This window comes from Pseudomonas sp. PSB11 (genome assembly GCF_014596605.1).
Classification (GTDB): domain Bacteria; phylum Pseudomonadota; class Gammaproteobacteria; order Pseudomonadales; family Pseudomonadaceae; genus Aquipseudomonas; species Aquipseudomonas umsongensis.
Genome location: NZ_NOIO01000003.1, coordinates 85129 through 101499, shown reverse-complemented (window position 1 = coordinate 101499; position 16371 = coordinate 85129). Strand labels below are relative to the sequence as shown.

Below are 16371 nucleotides of genomic sequence, written 5' to 3'. Positions count from 1 at the left end.
GAAAATGCTTACATCGTGACTGGAAAAGTCAACGGGCTCGGTTAACATGCGCGCCATCGATCGTTAACAAGGATGTGCTGTGTCCCTGGGTTCGACTTCACCCCATTCGCCGTTGGTCCTGGCGCTGGTGTTCAGCTCGCCGGCGATGGCCGACGACTTGTTTCTCGACAGCGAACCGTTGCCGCAAGTACTCACGGCCACGCGCCTGAAACAGTCGCCGGCTGCCGTGCCGGGGAGCATGACGGTGCTCGACACTGCGCTGATCAATGCCAGCGGCGCGCGCGACATCAGTGAAGTGCTGCGCCTGGTACCCGGCATGATGGTCGGCAATATCAGCGGTAATCAGGCCACGGTGAATTACCACGGCACCAGCGCCACCGAAGCACGGCGCCTGCAAGTATTGATCGACGGCCGCTCGGTGTACCGCGCAGGGCTGGCCACGGTCGACTGGAGCGATATTCCGGTTGCCATGGAGGACATCGAGCGTATCGAGGTTTTCCGCGGCCCGAATACCGTCAGCTATGGCGCCAATGCGCTGATGGCGGTGGTCAACATCATCACGCGTAATCCGGCCGACAGCCACGGTACGCGCCTGAAAGTCACCCGCGGCCAGCGTGGCATCGACGACTTTTATGCCAGCCAGGGCGTGGGTTGGGAGGACGGCGATTTACGTCTGTCGCTGTCTGGCCAGCAAGACGATGGCTTTGATACCGACCGTTGGGGCGGCGACTACCATGACAGTCGACGCTTGAAGCGCTTCAACCTTGCCGTCAGTCAGTCGCTCGACGAACGACAAGGCATCGAATGGCAGGTGAATGCCAAGGACGGCACCAATCAGCGCCCCTATACCTACCGCCCGGTGTTTTCAGGGATTACCCGCGCTGGGGACAATTCCGACGTCAGCGCCAAGGACTACGCCGGCTCGCTGCGCTGGAATCTCGACCTGGACACCGAGCACAGCCTTTACATCCAGGGGTCGGCCCAGCACTGGGACCGTCAGCAAACCTGGCGCGCCTGCGATGCCGAAGTATCGTTCAGCCCCGAACTCAGCGAGCTTTGGCAACTCAACCCGAACTACACGGAACGCCTGGCGCGTAACATCGAGAGCTTTCTGGTCTCCGGGCCCCCTGACGCCGATCCGACCCAACGCGCATTGGCCAATCAAGTCCTTGACCAGTGGCGCAACGGCGCCCGGCAAACGGTCTGCGGCGATATCGACCAAAGCACTCGGGAATCGCGCTACGACCTTGAATTGCAGGACACCCTGAGCCTGTCCGATAACCTGCGGCTGGTCAGCGGATTGAACTATCGTTACGACCGGGCAGATTCCGAGACCTACTTCAATGGCACTCTCGATGACACCACCTGGCGAGCGTTCGGCCAGCTCGAATGGCGCGCCAGCGAACACTGGCTCCTGCAGGGCGGTGCCATGTTCGAAGACACGCAGTTGATCGGCAGCTCACTGAGCCCACGGATGGCGGTCAACTACCTGATCAATCCGCGCCACGGCTTGCGTGCGGTGTACTCGCAAGCCGTCCGCTCGCCGGACATGTTCGAGAACAACGTCAACTGGAGCTACCAGGTCACCCACCTGCAACCCGGCGCCTATGGCCAGCCCAGTGCCCGCTATTTCGTCAAGACCCGCGGCCCCGGCGACCTCGACCAGGAACACATGCGTTCCCGGGAACTGGGCTATAACGGTTACTTTGCCGAATCGGGCCTGGCCGTCGATGTAAAGCTGTTCTACGACGAGATCACCGGGATGATCAGTGAGCCGTTGCGCAATAACCAGTACATCGCCAGCAATGCCAACACCGCTCGCTACACCGGAGCGGAAACCCAACTCGACTGGAAAATCAGCAGCGCCGACCGCTTGCGCCTAACCTATGCCTACGTCGACGCTGACGCGAGCAACCGGCTAGATGCACAACAGACTGCAGGCAACAGTGGTTCTGCCGCCTGGTTGCGCGACTGGGGCCATGGCTGGAACAGCGCGCTCTTCTATTATGCTGACGACGCGCTCAACGGCTACCGCTTCGAACGCGTCGACACGCGCATCGCCAGGCGCATCCGCCTGGGCAAGACTCATCTGGAACTGGCCGGTGTGCTGCAGCAGCGCCTCGACAACCAGCCCACCTCCTTTGTCGACAACAACTATGACGAGCGTCGCTTGATGTATTTCAGCGCGCAGTTGGCGTTTTAAGATGCCCCATCGTCCGTCACGCAAGCCGTCAATCCTTGGCCACCTGCTGGCCATGGCTTGCCTGTTGTCCGGTGGCTGGCTACACAACCAGTCGGCCAGCGCCGCGGACATTCTCCTCACCGGTGTCGACGATAGCCCCGGCGTGCAATCCTTCGTCCAGGCCCTGGTGCAAATGCGACCGGCCGACAACGTGCACTTCCAGCCATTGGCCAGCCTGCCGCCACCTGGCAAGCTGGCGGCGGACACCCGCTTGATCCTGCTCGACCTGCCCAGTCTCGACTGGCGCCTGCAGGACCCTCGCGGCCCGGCGACACTGGTGCTGCGTATCAGCCGCCTGCAGGCGCGACAACACCTTGGGCACGCCCTGCCCCCGCACCTCAGCCTGCTCTGGAGCGATCCGCCACTGGACCGGCAATTGCGCCTCACCCGTGTCCTGCTGCCCCAGGCCAAGCGGGTTGGCGTCCTGTACGACAGCCATAGCGAGTTCCTGTTGCGGGAATTGCGCCAGGCCGCCTACCCCCTGGGTCTTGAAGTGGTCACCGAACGTTGGGAAAACACCCAGGACAGTCGTCCCTTGCAGGCTTTGCTGGACAACAGCGATGTAGTACTGGGCCTCGACGACCCCGATCTGTACAACCCGAAAACCGCGAAAAACCTGTTGCTCAGCAGCTATGCGCGACAACTGGCCTTGATCGGTCCCAATGCAGGGTTCGTCAAGGCCGGGAGCCTGGCCAGTACCTACAGCGATCAAAGCGACTGGCTGGCGATTCTCGATGAGCTGCTCGACCTGCCACCCGCCACGTGGCCACGCACGCAATATCCACACCGCTTCAAAGTCTCGAGCAATCGGCAGGTGTCTCGTTCCCTGGGGCTTGAACAGGTCAATGAAGTGGCTGTCGCAACGCTGTTGGCAGAAGGAGAACGCCAGCCATGACCTTCCGTCGCCGCTGGGACATCAGTACCCGTACCCAGATCATCAGCCTCGGCCCCGCCCTGCTGCTGACGTTACTGTTGATCAGCTTCTTCACTTTCGTGCGGATCCAGGACCTGCGCCAGGAGCTCAACCACACCGGCCAGTTGATTGCCAACCAACTGGCGCCGGCCACCGAATACGGGGTGATTTCGGGCAATAACGAAGTGCTCGAGAGCCTGCTCAAGGCCACGCTGGCCACGCCCAACGTACGGTTCCTGGAGGTGCAGGACAGCGCCAACCGGATTCTGGTGTATGTCGAGCAACCTTCGGCAAGCTACCAAAAGCCGCACCAGGTTGAAGTCTTCCAGGCCCCCGTGCGCCTGCAACGGATCGCGCTGCACAATGATTTTTTCCAGGACGCCAGCGTGCCCCCCACGGCTCCCACCGAGGATTACCTGGGTCGGGTGATTGTGGGGCTTTCCAGTGATGCGTTCAGCCAGCGTCAGCAGGAAATCCTGCTCAAGGCTGGCATTCTGGCGCTGTTCGCCCTGTTGTTTACCTTCATGGTCGCCCGGCGCCTGGCCGCGAGCCTGTCGCAACCGATCCGCGATATCGGCAATGCGGTCAAGGCGATCCAGGCTGGCGACTACAAAACGCCCCTGCCCATCGTTGATGACACCGAACTCGGCGCCCTGTCGCAACACATCAACAACCTCGCCAAGGGACTCGAGCAGGCCAGCCACGAACAGCACCAGGCCATGGCGCAGTTGATCCAGACCCGCGAGGAAGCGGAAAAGGCCAATAACGCCAAGTCCGACTTCCTCGCCATGATGAGCCACGAACTGCGCACGCCGATGAATGGCGTGCTGGGCATGCTGCAGTTGCTGGAAACCACCCGGATGACCGAAGAACAGCTCGAATACGCTGCCCTGGCTTCGGAATCCACCGAGCACCTGCTCAAAGTCATCAATGACATCCTGGATTTTTCGCGTATCGAACGCTCAGAACTGGAGTTGGAGCATATTCCCTTCAATCTCGCGGACCTGATCGGCAGTTGCGCCCAGTCGTTCCAGCACAGCGCCGTCCAACGCGGGCTCGATCTACAGTTGCAGATCCCACAAGACATGCGCGCGCTGCAGGTTCAGGGTGACCCGACGCGCATCCGGCAAATACTGGTCAATCTGGTCGGCAATGCCTTGAAGTTTACTGAACAGGGACGCGTGCGCATCGAATCGCAGTGGCAGTCCCTGGATCACGAACTGCTGTGGTTCACCTGCACGGTGCGCGACAGTGGGATTGGCATTCCCCCCGAAAGCCTGGAATTGATGTTCGACGCGTTTCAACAGGCCGACAGCTCCATATCAAGACGCTATGGTGGGACCGGCCTGGGCCTGCCGATTGCACGCACACTCGCCGAACGCATGGGTGGCACCTTGCGCGCCCAGAGCGAGGAAGGCCGTGGCTCGGTCTTTACCCTCGAAATTCCGCTGGCGTTGTATCAGCAGGCCTTGCCGGCTCGGGTACCGCGCGTACCGACCCACAAGGGGGATGGCGAAGGGCGCAATGTGCTGCTGGTCGAAGACAATCCGGTCAACCAGACAGTGATCGAAGCCATGCTGCGCAGCCTGGGCTTTACTGTCAGCGTTGCCGCCGATGGCGCACAGGCAGTGCGCAGTGCCGAGAGCCTTATCTTCGAGGCGATACTGATGGACTGCCGACTGCCGGTCATCGACGGTTATGAGGCCACCCGGCAGATTCGTGAACTGCCTGGCTGTACCGACTTGCCGATCATTGCCCTGACCGCCAACGCCTTGCAGGGGGATCGCGAAGCTTGTTTGTCGGCGGGAATGAACGATTACCTGGCCAAGCCCTTCAAACGCACTGATCTTCAGCAAATTCTGCAGCGATGGGTGCAGTAGTACAGGCCTTTCGAGCATCTGTGACTGGCGTGAAAGGCGAAAGTGCGGCAGTCTTAGGCACCCGAACAAGCTCGAAAAGGGGCTTGATTAAAAATTTCAGTGCACAAGTGTACATTCATGTCCTTGGTGCTGTGACTTTCACTACAACGCAATAGTCTATGAGTAGGCTGCCGGCTCGAGGCATGAACGCTTCGATCGGCCGGGATGATTTGCCCCACCTGCCGCATGGGACTATTGAGGAGCTCGCATGACCAAACAAAACGCCTTTACCCGGGAAGACCTGCTGCGCTGCAGTCGCGGTGAGCTGTTCGGCCCAGGTAACGCGCAACTGCCCGCCCCGAACATGCTGATGGTCGATCGCATCACCCTGATCAGCGAAGAGGGTGGCAAGTACGGCAAAGGTGAATTGGTCGCCGAGCTGGATATCACTCCGGACCTGTGGTTCTTCGCCTGCCACTTCGAAGGTGATCCGGTGATGCCGGGCTGCCTGGGCCTCGACGCCATGTGGCAATTGGTCGGCTTCTTCCTGGGCTGGCAAGGCCTGCCGGGCCGTGGCCGTGCGCTGGGTTCGGGCGAAGTGAAATTCTTCGGCCAGGTCCTGCCGACCGCCAAGAAAGTCACCTATAACATTCATATCAAGCGCGTCCTCAAGGGCAAGCTGAACCTGGCCATCGCCGACGGTTCGGTGACTGTCGACGGTCGCGAAATCTACACCGCCGAAGGCCTCCGGGTCGGCGTTTTCACCTCCACTGACAACTTCTAAGGGTTATCCGCATGCGCCGCGTCGTTATCACTGGTCTGGGCATTGTTTCGTGCCTGGGCAATGACAAAGAGACCGTCTCCGCTAACCTGCGTGCAAGCCGCCCTGGCATCCGGTTCAACCCGGAATATGCCGAAATGGGTCTGCGTAGCCAGGTTTCCGGCTCCATTGACCTCAACCTTGAAGAACTGATCGATCGCAAGATCTATCGCTTCGTCGGCCACGCGGCGGCATACGCCTACCTGGCCATGAAAGACGCCATTGCTGACTCCGGCCTGACCGAAGAGCAAGTGTCCAACCCGCGCACCGGCCTGATCGCCGGTTCCGGTGGCGCATCGACACTGAACCAGATGGAAGCGCTGGACATCCTGCGCGAGAAAGGCGTAAAGCGCGTTGGCCCATACCGCGTCACGCGGACCATGAGCAGCACCGTTTCCGCCTGCCTGGCCACGCCGTTCAAGATCAAGGGCCTGAACTACTCCATCGCTTCTGCCTGTGCCACCAGTGCTCACTGCATCGGTACCGCCATGGAACAGATCCAGATGGGCAAGCAGGACATCGTGTTCGCTGGCGGCGGTGAAGAAGAGCATTGGAGCCAGTCGTTCCTGTTCGACGCCATGGGCGCACTGTCCAGCAAGCGTAACGACACCCCGGAAAAAGCTTCCCGCGCCTACGACGCAGACCGTGACGGCTTCGTCATTGCAGGCGGTGGCGGCATGGTCGTGGTGGAAGAGCTGGAACACGCTCTGGCCCGCGGCGCGAAGATCTACGCGGAAATCGTTGGCTACGGCGCGACCTCCGACGGCTACGACATGGTCGCCCCAAGCGGCGAAGGCGCGATCCGCTGCATGCAGCAGGCGCTGTCCACCGTCGACACCCCGATCGACTACCTGAACACCCACGGCACTTCGACTCCGGTCGGCGACGTCGCGGAAATGAAAGGCGTGCGTGAAGTGTTCGGCGACAAGGCTCCGGCCATCAGCTCCACCAAGAGCCTGTCGGGTCACTCCCTGGGCGCCGCCGGCGTTCACGAAGCGATCTACTGCATGCTGATGATGGAAGGCAATTTCATTGCCGGTTCCGCCAACATCGACGAGCTGGACCCTGAAGTGGCCGACCTGCCGGTGCTGACCAAGACCCGCGAAAACGCCACCATCAACACCGTGATGAGCAACAGCTTCGGTTTCGGTGGCACCAACGCCACGCTGGTACTGAAGCGCTGGGAAGGCAAGTAATTCCCCGCTGCTGAGTCGCACATGAAAACGCCCCGACTGGTTCGGGGCGTTTTTTTTCGTCTTGAGAAAACCTCGCGGCAAACACAAACCCCTGTAGGAGCTGCCGAAGGCTGCGATCTTTTGATCTTGATCTTCCTGGCATCGCCGAAAAACAAGATCAAAAGATCGCAGCCTTCGGCAGCTCCTACGGGGGTGCGTGAGGCCTCTGGAGATGAAGCTTTTGTCATGAAACTTACGGCGCTGCGACCGAATGTCGCGGATTACGCGGGCTGCAGGACTGTTTCCAATTCTGCAACAAACTCTTTCCAAACTCAGTCGTTTACTTAGCAAGCTACCAAACTCTATAACGAAGTCCTGCACATGCCTTGCTGCAGATAATAGAAATTGGAGCTAGCAGATGACTGTAAAAGTAACTGAACGCGACGATTCACGCATGTCACACGAAGGCGTAGCCGCCGGTGTCCGCATCTGGGATGTGTACCAACAGGACCTGCTGGTCGGGATGTTCCATAGCGAGACTGACGCCCACAACTACAAGGCCGAACTGGAAACCCTGGAGCAGCAACGAGCGCTACGCTCCGCTTGAGCAATGACCGCATTGAAAACGACAAACCCCGCCATGAGCGGGGTTTGTCGTTATTGCAGCGGTTAACCACTTACCACATCAGGTCATCCGGGATCTGATAGGCCGCGTACGGATCGTCCTCGGCGGCCACTTCTTCGGTCTGCACATTCAGTTGCACGATGCGCTGCGGATCGCGCTCCTGGATCTTCAGGGCGGCTTCACGGGGGATCACTTCATAACCGCCGGCGTGATGCACGATAGCCAGCGAACCGTTGCTGAGCTTGTTACGCATCAGCGTGTTGACCGAGAGGCGCTTGACCTTCTTGTCGTCGACGAAGTTGTAGTAGTCCTCGGTCGTCAATTTCGGCAGGCGCGTGGCCTCGATCAATTGCTTGATCTGCGCGACACGGGCCTTGGCCTCGGCTTTTTCCTGCTGCTGGCGGTTGAGTTCCTGGTCACGCTTGACCTTCTCAGCCATGGCTTCCTGGGCTGCGCGCTGCTGGGAATCATCAAGCTCGATCTGTCCCTTGTGGGCCAGGCGTTGCTGCTTCTGTTTGTCTTTGCTGACCTGCTTGGCCTGCTTCTGGTTGACCAGCCCTGCTTTGAGCAACTGGTCGCGAAGGGAAATGCTCATGGTGCTTATTACTCACTTAGGCAACTGCTCAACCGCAGCTGGGCACATTCTTTTCCTGGCGTTTGGCTTCGCCCCACAGGGCGTCCAACTCTTCGAGGGTGCAATCTTCCATGGGACGATGGGTGTCGCGCAATGCCTGTTCGATAAAACGGAAGCGTCGCTCGAACTTGCTGTTGGCACCACGCAGCGCGGTTTCCGGATCGACCTTGAGGTGACGCGCCAGATTGACCACGGAAAACAGCAGGTCGCCGACTTCATCGGCAATCGCCACCGAGTCGTCATCGGCCATCGCTTCGAGTATTTCATCGAGTTCTTCCCGGACCTTGTCCAGCACGGGCAAGGCGTCGGGCCAGTCGAAACCGACCTGCCCAGCGCGCTTCTGCAATTTTGCCGAACGGGACAATGCCGGCAATGCTGCCGGGACATCATCGAGCAAGGACAGCTGTTGCGGTGCAGCGGATTTCTCAGCGCGCTCTTCGGCCTTGATCTCCTCCCAGCGCTGCTTGACCTGCTCTTCATTCAAGCGCGGTACATCCAGCGGCGCGTACAGATCACCGGTGGGAAATACATGCGGATGACGGCGGATCAGCTTGCGGGTGATGCTGTCGACCACACCAGCGAATTCGAAACGCCCTTCTTCCCGCGCCAACTGGCTGTAGTAGACCACCTGGAACAGCAGGTCGCCCAACTCACCCTGCAGGTGATCGAAATCACCCCGCTCGATGGCATCGGCAACTTCATAGGCTTCCTCGAGGGTGTGCGGGACGATGGTGGCGTAGGTTTGCTTGATGTCCCACGGACAGCCGTACTGCGGGTCGCGCAGGCGGTTCATCAGGTGCAATAAGTCTTCAAGGCTGTACATCATTAATCCCATTCAAACGCACTGTAGGAGCTGCCGCAGGCTACGATCTTTTGATCTTAAAAAATCAAGATCAAAAGATCGCAGCCTGCGGCAGCTCCTACAGGGGTGAGGTTCATGGCGTACGGTTACGCCGGGTTTCGATGATGTTCGGTAACTGGGAAATCCGCCCCAGCAACCGCCCCAACGCGTCCAGCCCTGGAATCTCGATGGTCAGGGACATCAGCGCGGTGTTGTCCTCCTTGTTCGAGCGGGTATTGACCGCCAACACGTTGATTCGCTCGTTGAGCAACACCTGCGAGACATCACGCAGCAATCCGGAACGGTCGTAGGCACGGATGACGATGTCCACCGGATAGGTGAGCACCGGTACCGGCCCCCAGCTGACCTGAATGATCCGCTCAGGCTCGCGCCCGGCCAATTGCAGCACCGAGGCACAGTCCTGGCGGTGGATACTGACGCCACGCCCCTGGGTGATGTAGCCGACGATCGCATCCCCCGGCAACGGCTGGCAGCAACCTGCCATCTGGGTCATCAGATTGCCCACGCCCTGGATCTGGATATCACCACGCTTGCCTGGCTTGTAGCCGGTGGCCTTGCGTGGAATCAGTTCCAGCTGTTCGTTGCCGCGTTCCGGCTCGACCAGTTGCTGCGCCAGGTTGACCAGTTGCGCCAGGCGCAGGTCGCCAGCACCGAGCGCGGCAAACATGTCCTCGGCGGTTTTCATGTTGGCTTTGTCGGCCAGCTTGTCGAAATCCACCGCTGGCAAGCCGAGGCGATTGAGTTCCCGTTCCAGCAGGGTTTTACCGGCGGCGACGTTCTGGTCGCGGGCCTGCAACTTGAACCAGTGAACGATCTTCGCCCGTGCCCGTGACGTCGTGACGTAACCCAGGTTGGGGTTCAACCAGTCGCGGCTTGGCGTGCCGTGCTTGCTGGTGATGATCTCGACCTGTTCACCGGTTTGCAGGCTGTAGTTGAGCGGCACGATGCGCCCGTTGATCTTGGCGCCACGGCAGTTGTGACCGATCTCGGTGTGCACACGGTAGGCGAAGTCCAGTGGCGTAGCGCCCTTGGGCAAATCGATGGCGTGACCGTCCGGGGTAAAGATGTAGACCCGGTCCGGTTCGATATCGACCCGCAGCTGTTCGGCCAACCCGCCAATGTCACCCAGCTCTTCGTGCCACTCGAGCACCTGACGCAGCCAGGAGATTTTTTCTTCATAGTGATTGGAGCCGGACTTGACGTCGGTGCCCTTGTAGCGCCAGTGGGCGCATACACCGAGTTCGGCCTCCTCATGCATGGCGTGGGTACGGATCTGTACTTCCAGCACCTTGCCCTCAGGACCGATCACCGCCGTGTGCAGCGAGCGATAGCCGTTTTCCTTGGGGTTGGCGATGTAGTCGTCGAATTCTTTGGGGATGTGCCGCCACAAGGTGTGGACAATGCCCAGCGCGGTGTAGCAGTCGCGCATTTCCGGCACCAGCACACGCACGGCGCGCACGTCGTAGATCTGGCTGAACTCCAGGCCCTTGCGCTGCATTTTGCGCCAGATCGAATAGATATGTTTGGCCCGGCCGCTGATGTCGGCATCGACCCCGGTGGCCTGCAATTCGTTTTTCAGCTGGCTCATCACGTCGCTGATGAAGCGCTCGCGATCGAGTCGCCGCTCGTGGAGCAACTTGGCGATCTGCTTGTACTGGTCCGGCTCGAGGTAACGGAAGGACAAGTCTTCCAGTTCCCACTTGATGTGACCGATACCCAGGCGATGAGCGAGCGGCGCGTAGATGTCGAACACCTCGCGGGCAACGCGGTTGCGTTTTTCGTCATCGGCGGTTTTTACCGCACGGATCGCACAGGTACGCTCGGCCAGTTTGATCAGGGCGACGCGAACGTCGTCGACCATGGCCACCAGCATCTTGCGCAGGTTTTCAACCTGGCCCTGAGTACCCATCACCATGGACTTGCGCGGGCTCAGGCTGTCGCTGATCGCGGCCATGCGTTGCACGCCGTCGATGAGTTTGGCGACTACGGGACCAAAGCGCTGGCTGACGGCCGGCAACGGAATCTGGCCTTCACGCACACCGCGGTAGAGAACCGCGGCAACCAGCGAGTCCTGATCGAGCTTGAGGTCGGCGAGGATCTCGGCGATCTCAAGGCCGGTGCGGAAACTCGAGGTCCCTTCGGACCACAAATTCTTCGCCGCATTGGCTTGTTGTTCGGCCTCGCGAGCGTACTCGCAGGCTTCTTTCAAGGCTTCGCGATCCAGTGCCAGATCGACACTGACCGCGTGATCGAGCCAAGCCTCGAGATTGATACTGCCGTCGGTGTTGATCGGCTGGTGTGCTCTCACCTGTACCATCTTGCTTACCTTCCCTACGACGCAGATTCAATGCGTCAAATCGCTGACCTTCGTTGCCCATGAGCCCACGTCGGGCTGGTACGCGGCTGCACGGGCGGGCCAGTCGGACCAGACGAGCATCCTAGCTCGCTTCAAATAACGCCATGGCTTCGACATGTGCCGTCTGAGGAAACATATCGAGAATCCCGGCACGTTTTAACCGGTAGCCCTGCTTGATCAATTCGACCGTGTCGCGCGCCAGGGTAGCCGGGTTGCACGACACATAGACCAACCGCTCGGCCCCCAGGGACTTGAGCTTGCGCACGACCTCGAAAGCGCCGTCACGCGGTGGGTCCAAGAGTACCGCACAAAAGCCTTCACGCGCCCATTCAGCATCGGTCAAAGGCTGGGATAAATCGGCCTGAAAAAACTGCGCATTATGCAGATTGTTGCTGACAGCATTCGCGGCTGCGCGATCGACCATCACCTGCACACCCTCCACCGCAACGACTTCGCGAACGGCTTTAGCCAATGGCAAGGCAAAGTTACCCAACCCACAGAATAGATCGAGAACTCGCTCATCGGCTTGCGGTTTCAGCCAATCCAGCGCCTGGGCAACCATCGCTTCGTTGACCCCGGCATTGACCTGGATGAAATCCCCGGGCCGATACGCCAGATTCAAATCCCACTGTTCAAGACGATAGCCCAAGGACTGATCGGCCTCGACCGGATGCGGCTCGCCGTCCCCGTGCAACCACAACTGGGCTTCATGGAGCGCGCAGAATTCCTTGAGGATGGTCAAGTCGCTTTCGGACAACGGCGCCATGTGGCGCAGCAATACCGCCAGCGATGAGCCGCTGAACAATTCCACGTGCCCCAGGGCCTGAGGTTTGCTCAATCGTCGCAGCATCTGCGGCAAGTGGGCCATGATCGGCTGTAAGGGCTGTACCAGCACCGGGCAATCATCGATGCCGACGATGTCCTGGCTGCCGGCGGCGCGGAAACCGACTTCGAGCTTTTTCGCTTTCATGTCCCAACGCACCGCTACCCGCGCGCGACGGCGATAAGCGAACTCCGGACCGCTCAAAGGCGCAACCCACTCTTCGGGCTCGACACCGGCGACCTTCGACAATTGCTCGGCGAGCATGCGCTGTTTCAAGGCGAGCTGTTCGCTATGGGGCAGGTGTTGCACGCTGCAGCCGCCACAACTACCAGCATGGGCGCACGGTGCCGGGCGACGCAGTTCACTGGACTTGAACACCCGCTCGGTACGCGCCTCGACCACTTTGCCGTGGGCACCGAGCACGCGTGCCTCGACTTCTTCACCGGCCAGTGCGCCGATGACGAACCAGGTGCGACCTTCGAAAAACGCGATACCGCGACCGTCGTTGGCCAGGCGCTCGATGTTCAGGCGCTGCTTTTTGCCGGTCGGGACTTGCGGGGCCTTGCTGCCGCCCGTGGGCTGGAAGCGCAGGCCTCTCTCATGCTTGGCCATCAGTTGGGCGCGTCGAAAATGCCGGTCGACAGGTATCGGTCGCCACGGTCGCAGATGATCGCGACGATCACCGCGTTTTCAACTTCTTTGGACAGGCGCAGCATCGCTGCCACGGCACCGCCGGATGACACGCCACAGAAGATGCCTTCTTCGCGAGCCAGCCGACGGGTCACGTCTTCGGCTTCGCTCTGGGCCATATCGACGATACGGTCCACGCGATCGGCCTGGTAGATCTTCGGCAGATACTCCTGGGGCCAGCGACGGATACCCGGGATCGCCGAGCCTTCCATCGGTTGCAGACCGATGATCTGCACGTTCTCGTTCTGTTCTTTCAGGTAGCGCGAGACGCCCATGATGGTGCCGGTGGTGCCCATGGAGCTGACAAAATGGGTGATGGTGCCCTGGGTCTGGCGCCAGATTTCCGGACCGGTGGTCGTGTAGTGCGCCTCAGGGTTGTCACCGTTGGCGAACTGGTCCAGCACCTTGCCGCGGCCCTCTGCTTCCATACGCTGGGCGAGGTCGCGGGCGCCTTCCATGCCTTGTTCCTGGCTGACCAGAATCAGTTCGGCACCATAAGCGGTCATGGCGGCCTTGCGTTCGGCGCTGGAGTTGTCCGGCATGATCAGGATCATCTTGTAACCCTTGATCGCCGCGGCCATGGCCAGCGCGATGCCGGTGTTACCGGAGGTCGCTTCGATCAACGTATCGCCGGCATGGATCTGCCCGCGCAACTCGGCGCGGGTGATCATCGACAGCGCCGGACGGTCCTTGACCGAACCCGCCGGGTTGTTCCCTTCGAGCTTGAGCAAAAGAGTGTTGCTGGTTTCGCCGGGCAGGCGCTGCAAACGGACCAGCGGAGTGTTGCCGACGCAATCGGCGATGGTTGGGTACTGCAAGGTCATGGCGTATTCGCAATCCAGACTGCGGGGGCGCCTATCATACCGGCAAACCTCGCAAGGCCATATCACGCAAAGTGTGGTGCTTATGGCTTATGGGAATAAGCGTCTGATTCAGCCCTCTTCCGATTGAGCTTCGCAGATAAAACTCGCGCTCTTGCGGGTGCCTGCTTTGGCCGAAGATGATCAAGTTGTGGGCCCAGGACAATTGTCGCGCCAGTGGTGCGACTTGAAGCGATCGTCGGTGGTACCACCAGGCACCTGGGTTACAGTCATGCAATGGCTCCTTGGACACGAGTTAGAGCCTGAGCTTAAACCGTCAAGGCTGCTTGAAATGACCGGTGATACCCTTTGGGAAATGTCGTACAGAAACTCAGGAACGCTCCGGCAAAATCAGCGCGTTGCAGGATGGGAGAACCTGCTCGCGATGGCATCGTCACTGACAGTTCCATCATCCGCCACCAGGCGCATATTCATCCGCAACCCGCTCCCTGTGTTCTGAGCCCAAAGCCTTCCACCCTGACGCCGCACCGCATTCCTGGCAATGCTCAAGCCCAGGCCAAATCCGCCATCCCCCGGCCGCGAGCCGTCGAGGCGGGTAAAGGGCAGGAAGATCCGCTCAAGATCCGCCTCCGCCACGCCGCCACCCTGATCCTCCAGCCACAGGTGCCAGAAGTCGCCGTCGCGCCGCCCGCCCAGATGGACGATGCCACCCTTGGGTGAATGTCGAATGGCGTTGCGCAGCATGTTCTCCAGGGCCTGGGCCAGGGTGTTGAGATGGCCGCGCACCCAGCAGGAGGCGTCCACCGAGCATTGCAACTGCGTTTCCGGCCAGCAACTTTCATAGCAGGCGTTTTCCGTGAGCATTTCCCACAGGGCCTGGACCTGGATCGATTCGTCGGGTAATCGCGTGCGTTCGGTATCGAGCCAGGCCAATTGCAGCGTGTCGTCCACCAGCCGTTGCATGCCATCGACCTCGCGGCCAATGCGCTCGCACAATTGTTCAAGCCCCTGCTCGCTTTCACTGGCCACCCGCAGGCGGCTCAACGGCGTACGCAATTCGTGGGACAGGTCGCGGAGCAGTTGTTGCTGCAGGGCCACGGTACTTTGCAGGCGCTCGGACATGTGATCGAACGCCCTGGCCAATTCGCCCAATTCATCGGAACGATTGGTGGTGCGGCTCGACAGGCGTACGTTCAGTTGATCGGCACGCCAGGCATTGGCCTGTTCGCGCAAGTGATTGAGTGGCACTACCAACAAGCGATACAGGCCGACGCACAACAGCAAGGTGAACAAGCCCGGAATCACGCCGTTGGTGATCACCCGCCAGAACACCCGGTAGCGCCCGGGCACGAAGCGTTGCGGCAGTTCGATCACCAGGCTGCCGACGGACGGGTCACTGGGAAACGGTATGCGCATCCACGGCCGGCCTTTTTTGTGGATCGGCCAATCGAGGCCACGCAAAAAAGTCAGGCGCTCGACTTCCTTGTCCGTCAGCGATTGGTTGCTCAAGGATTGCAAATCACCGCCGATGACACCGACCCAGCCTTTCTCCCGCTGATGCATGCCCTGCAGCCAGTCATCGACGCCGACACTCTGGCCCTGCTGCCAGGCTTGTTCGGCTTCGGCGGCATAGCGCGCCAGGGTGCCGCGGGCCTCATCGGAGAGAAACTGGTTGCGCTGCTCCATGTAGCGGCCCCAGGACCAGCTCAACCAGATCATCAGCAGACAGAACGCCACCAACAGGCACGCCAGTTTCCAGAACAGCGAGTGCCGGCCCGGCAAGTTACATCTCATCGACGGCACTCAGGATATAGCCCTTGCCCCAGACCGTGCGCACCTCCCGCTCGGTATAGCCGATGGCCTTGAGTTTGCGGCGAATCTGGCTGATGTGCATGTCGAGGCTACGATCGTGGGCGGCATAACCGCGTTGCAGTACCTGTTGATAAAGAAAGGCTTTGCTCAGCACTTCGTCGACGCTGCGGCTCAGGGTTTCCAGCAGGCGATACTCAGTTCGAGTCAGGCCGGCAGGCTGTTGGCCGTGAAAAACGTCGAAGTGATCGTCGTCAAAACGCAGGCTGTCCACCTCGGCCACCATCGCCACAGGCGTCGGCCGGCGATCGAGCGCTACGCGGCGCAGGATGGCTTCGATGCGCACGCGCAACTCGATCATGCTGAAGGGTTTGGGCAGATAATCATCGGCCCCCAGGCGAAAACCGCTAACGCGATCGGCTTCGGCACCGAGTGCCGACATCAGCAACACCGGAGTGGAATGGCTGCGGCGTAGTTGCGTCAGTACCGCCAGCCCGTCCATACCTGGCAACAAAATGTCCATCAACACCACATCGAAGGCCTGCTCTCGGGCAATGTCCAGGCCCTCCCGGCCGTTCTGGCACCACGTCACCTGAAAGCCGCTACGGCACAAATGTTCATGCACATAGGCACCGAGTACGAGGTCGTCTTCGATGGAGAGGATACGGGGATGGCCAGCGTTGATGGTCGTCATTAGTATCTGCAAATAATTCTCAGTTGGTAATTATTCAAGATTGCTTCT

At 60.2% G+C, this 16371-nt stretch carries 13 protein-coding genes; 6 read left to right on the top strand and 7 right to left on the bottom strand.

Going from position 1 to position 16371, the window contains the following annotated elements:
• Window positions 1-79: 79 nt before the first annotated feature.
• The 6 genes from CGA21_RS05430 to CGA21_RS05405 all read left to right on the top strand — a co-directional run bounded on the left by CGA21_RS05430 (window position 80) and on the right by CGA21_RS05405 (window position 7616).
• Window positions 80-2203 (top strand): TonB-dependent receptor plug domain-containing protein, encoded by a 2124-nt coding sequence (locus CGA21_RS05430; protein ID WP_110754193.1) that lies wholly within the window; start codon window positions 80-82, stop codon window positions 2201-2203.
• Window position 2204: 1 nt separating this feature from the next.
• Window positions 2205-3137 carry an ABC transporter substrate-binding protein gene (locus CGA21_RS05425; protein ID WP_110754195.1) on the top strand — a complete coding sequence of 311 codons (933 nt, stop codon included), beginning with the start codon at window positions 2205-2207 and terminating at the stop codon, window positions 3135-3137.
• Window positions 3134-5035: an ATP-binding protein gene (locus CGA21_RS05420; protein WP_110754197.1), complete on the top strand. Its 1902-nt coding sequence runs from the start codon at window positions 3134-3136 to the stop codon at window positions 5033-5035. Before CGA21_RS05425 ends, CGA21_RS05420 begins: the two co-directional genes overlap by 4 nt.
• A gap of 247 nt (window positions 5036-5282) precedes the next feature.
• Window positions 5283-5798: a 3-hydroxyacyl-[acyl-carrier-protein] dehydratase FabA gene (gene fabA / locus CGA21_RS05415; protein WP_003179264.1), complete on the top strand. Its 516-nt coding sequence runs from the start codon at window positions 5283-5285 to the stop codon at window positions 5796-5798.
• An 11-nt stretch (window positions 5799-5809) separates the two neighbouring features.
• Entirely contained in the window at window positions 5810-7030 is a 1221-nt protein-coding gene (fabB, locus tag CGA21_RS05410; RefSeq protein ID WP_008016529.1) for a beta-ketoacyl-ACP synthase I, read from the top strand.
• 397 nt (window positions 7031-7427) lie between these two features.
• Window positions 7428-7616, top strand: coding sequence for a hypothetical protein (locus CGA21_RS05405; protein ID WP_020799704.1), 189 nt, complete (start codon window positions 7428-7430; stop codon window positions 7614-7616).
• Between the two features lie 70 nt (window positions 7617-7686).
• Here the strand turns inward: CGA21_RS05405 and CGA21_RS05400 are convergent, their stop codons facing one another.
• The 7 genes from CGA21_RS05400 to CGA21_RS05365 all read right to left on the bottom strand — a co-directional run bounded on the left by CGA21_RS05400 (window position 7687) and on the right by CGA21_RS05365 (window position 16323).
• Window positions 7687-8229 (bottom strand): DUF2058 domain-containing protein, encoded by a 543-nt coding sequence (locus CGA21_RS05400; RefSeq protein WP_020799705.1) that lies wholly within the window; start codon window positions 8227-8229, stop codon window positions 7687-7689.
• Window positions 8230-8257: 28 nt separating this feature from the next.
• Window positions 8258-9091 carry a nucleoside triphosphate pyrophosphohydrolase gene (gene mazG / locus CGA21_RS05395; protein ID WP_188263823.1) on the bottom strand — a complete coding sequence of 278 codons (834 nt, stop codon included), beginning with the start codon at window positions 9089-9091 and terminating at the stop codon, window positions 8258-8260.
• 112 nt (window positions 9092-9203) lie between these two features.
• Complete coding sequence (relA, locus tag CGA21_RS05390; RefSeq protein WP_020799706.1) at window positions 9204-11447, bottom strand: GTP diphosphokinase; 2244 nt, start codon at window positions 11445-11447, stop codon at window positions 9204-9206.
• Window positions 11448-11568: 121 nt separating this feature from the next.
• Window positions 11569-12921, bottom strand: coding sequence for a 23S rRNA (uracil(1939)-C(5))-methyltransferase RlmD (rlmD, locus tag CGA21_RS05385; protein WP_188263737.1), 1353 nt, complete (start codon window positions 12919-12921; stop codon window positions 11569-11571).
• A complete protein-coding gene (gene cysM / locus CGA21_RS05380; protein WP_020799708.1) occupies window positions 12921-13823 on the bottom strand; it encodes a cysteine synthase CysM in 903 nt (300 codons plus the stop codon). The genes rlmD and cysM overlap by 1 nt, the downstream gene beginning before the upstream one ends.
• A gap of 387 nt (window positions 13824-14210) precedes the next feature.
• Complete coding sequence (locus CGA21_RS05370; RefSeq protein WP_188263736.1) at window positions 14211-15614, bottom strand: sensor histidine kinase; 1404 nt, start codon at window positions 15612-15614, stop codon at window positions 14211-14213.
• Window positions 15604-16323 carry a response regulator transcription factor gene (locus tag CGA21_RS05365; RefSeq protein ID WP_110754205.1) on the bottom strand — a complete coding sequence of 240 codons (720 nt, stop codon included), beginning with the start codon at window positions 16321-16323 and terminating at the stop codon, window positions 15604-15606. Before CGA21_RS05365 ends, CGA21_RS05370 begins: the two co-directional genes overlap by 11 nt.
• Window positions 16324-16371 lie beyond the last annotated feature (48 nt).

What these genes read in the sequence shown, in the direction of transcription:
- CGA21_RS05425 (WP_110754195.1), top strand. Translation starts at nt 2,205, where the DNA reads ATGCCCCATCGTCCGTCACGCAAGCCGTCAATCCTTGGCCACCTGCTG.
- CGA21_RS05420 (WP_110754197.1), top strand. Translation starts at nt 3,134, where the DNA reads ATGACCTTCCGTCGCCGCTGGGACATCAGTACCCGTACCCAGATCATC.
- fabA (WP_003179264.1), top strand. Translation starts at nt 5,283, where the DNA reads ATGACCAAACAAAACGCCTTTACCCGGGAAGACCTGCTGCGCTGCAGT.
- fabB (WP_008016529.1), top strand. Translation starts at nt 5,810, where the DNA reads ATGCGCCGCGTCGTTATCACTGGTCTGGGCATTGTTTCGTGCCTGGGC.
- CGA21_RS05405 (WP_020799704.1), top strand. Translation starts at nt 7,428, where the DNA reads ATGACTGTAAAAGTAACTGAACGCGACGATTCACGCATGTCACACGAA.
- CGA21_RS05400 (WP_020799705.1), bottom strand. Translation starts at nt 8,229, where the DNA reads ATGAGCATTTCCCTTCGCGACCAGTTGCTCAAAGCAGGGCTGGTCAAC.
- mazG (WP_188263823.1), bottom strand. Translation starts at nt 9,091, where the DNA reads ATGTACAGCCTTGAAGACTTATTGCACCTGATGAACCGCCTGCGCGAC.
- relA (WP_020799706.1), bottom strand. Translation starts at nt 11,447, where the DNA reads ATGGTACAGGTGAGAGCACACCAGCCGATCAACACCGACGGCAGTATC.
- rlmD (WP_188263737.1), bottom strand. Translation starts at nt 12,921, where the DNA reads ATGGCCAAGCATGAGAGAGGCCTGCGCTTCCAGCCCACGGGCGGCAGC.
- cysM (WP_020799708.1), bottom strand. Translation starts at nt 13,823, where the DNA reads ATGACCTTGCAGTACCCAACCATCGCCGATTGCGTCGGCAACACTCCG.
- CGA21_RS05370 (WP_188263736.1), bottom strand. Translation starts at nt 15,614, where the DNA reads ATGAGATGTAACTTGCCGGGCCGGCACTCGCTGTTCTGGAAACTGGCG.
- CGA21_RS05365 (WP_110754205.1), bottom strand. Translation starts at nt 16,323, where the DNA reads ATGACGACCATCAACGCTGGCCATCCCCGTATCCTCTCCATCGAAGAC.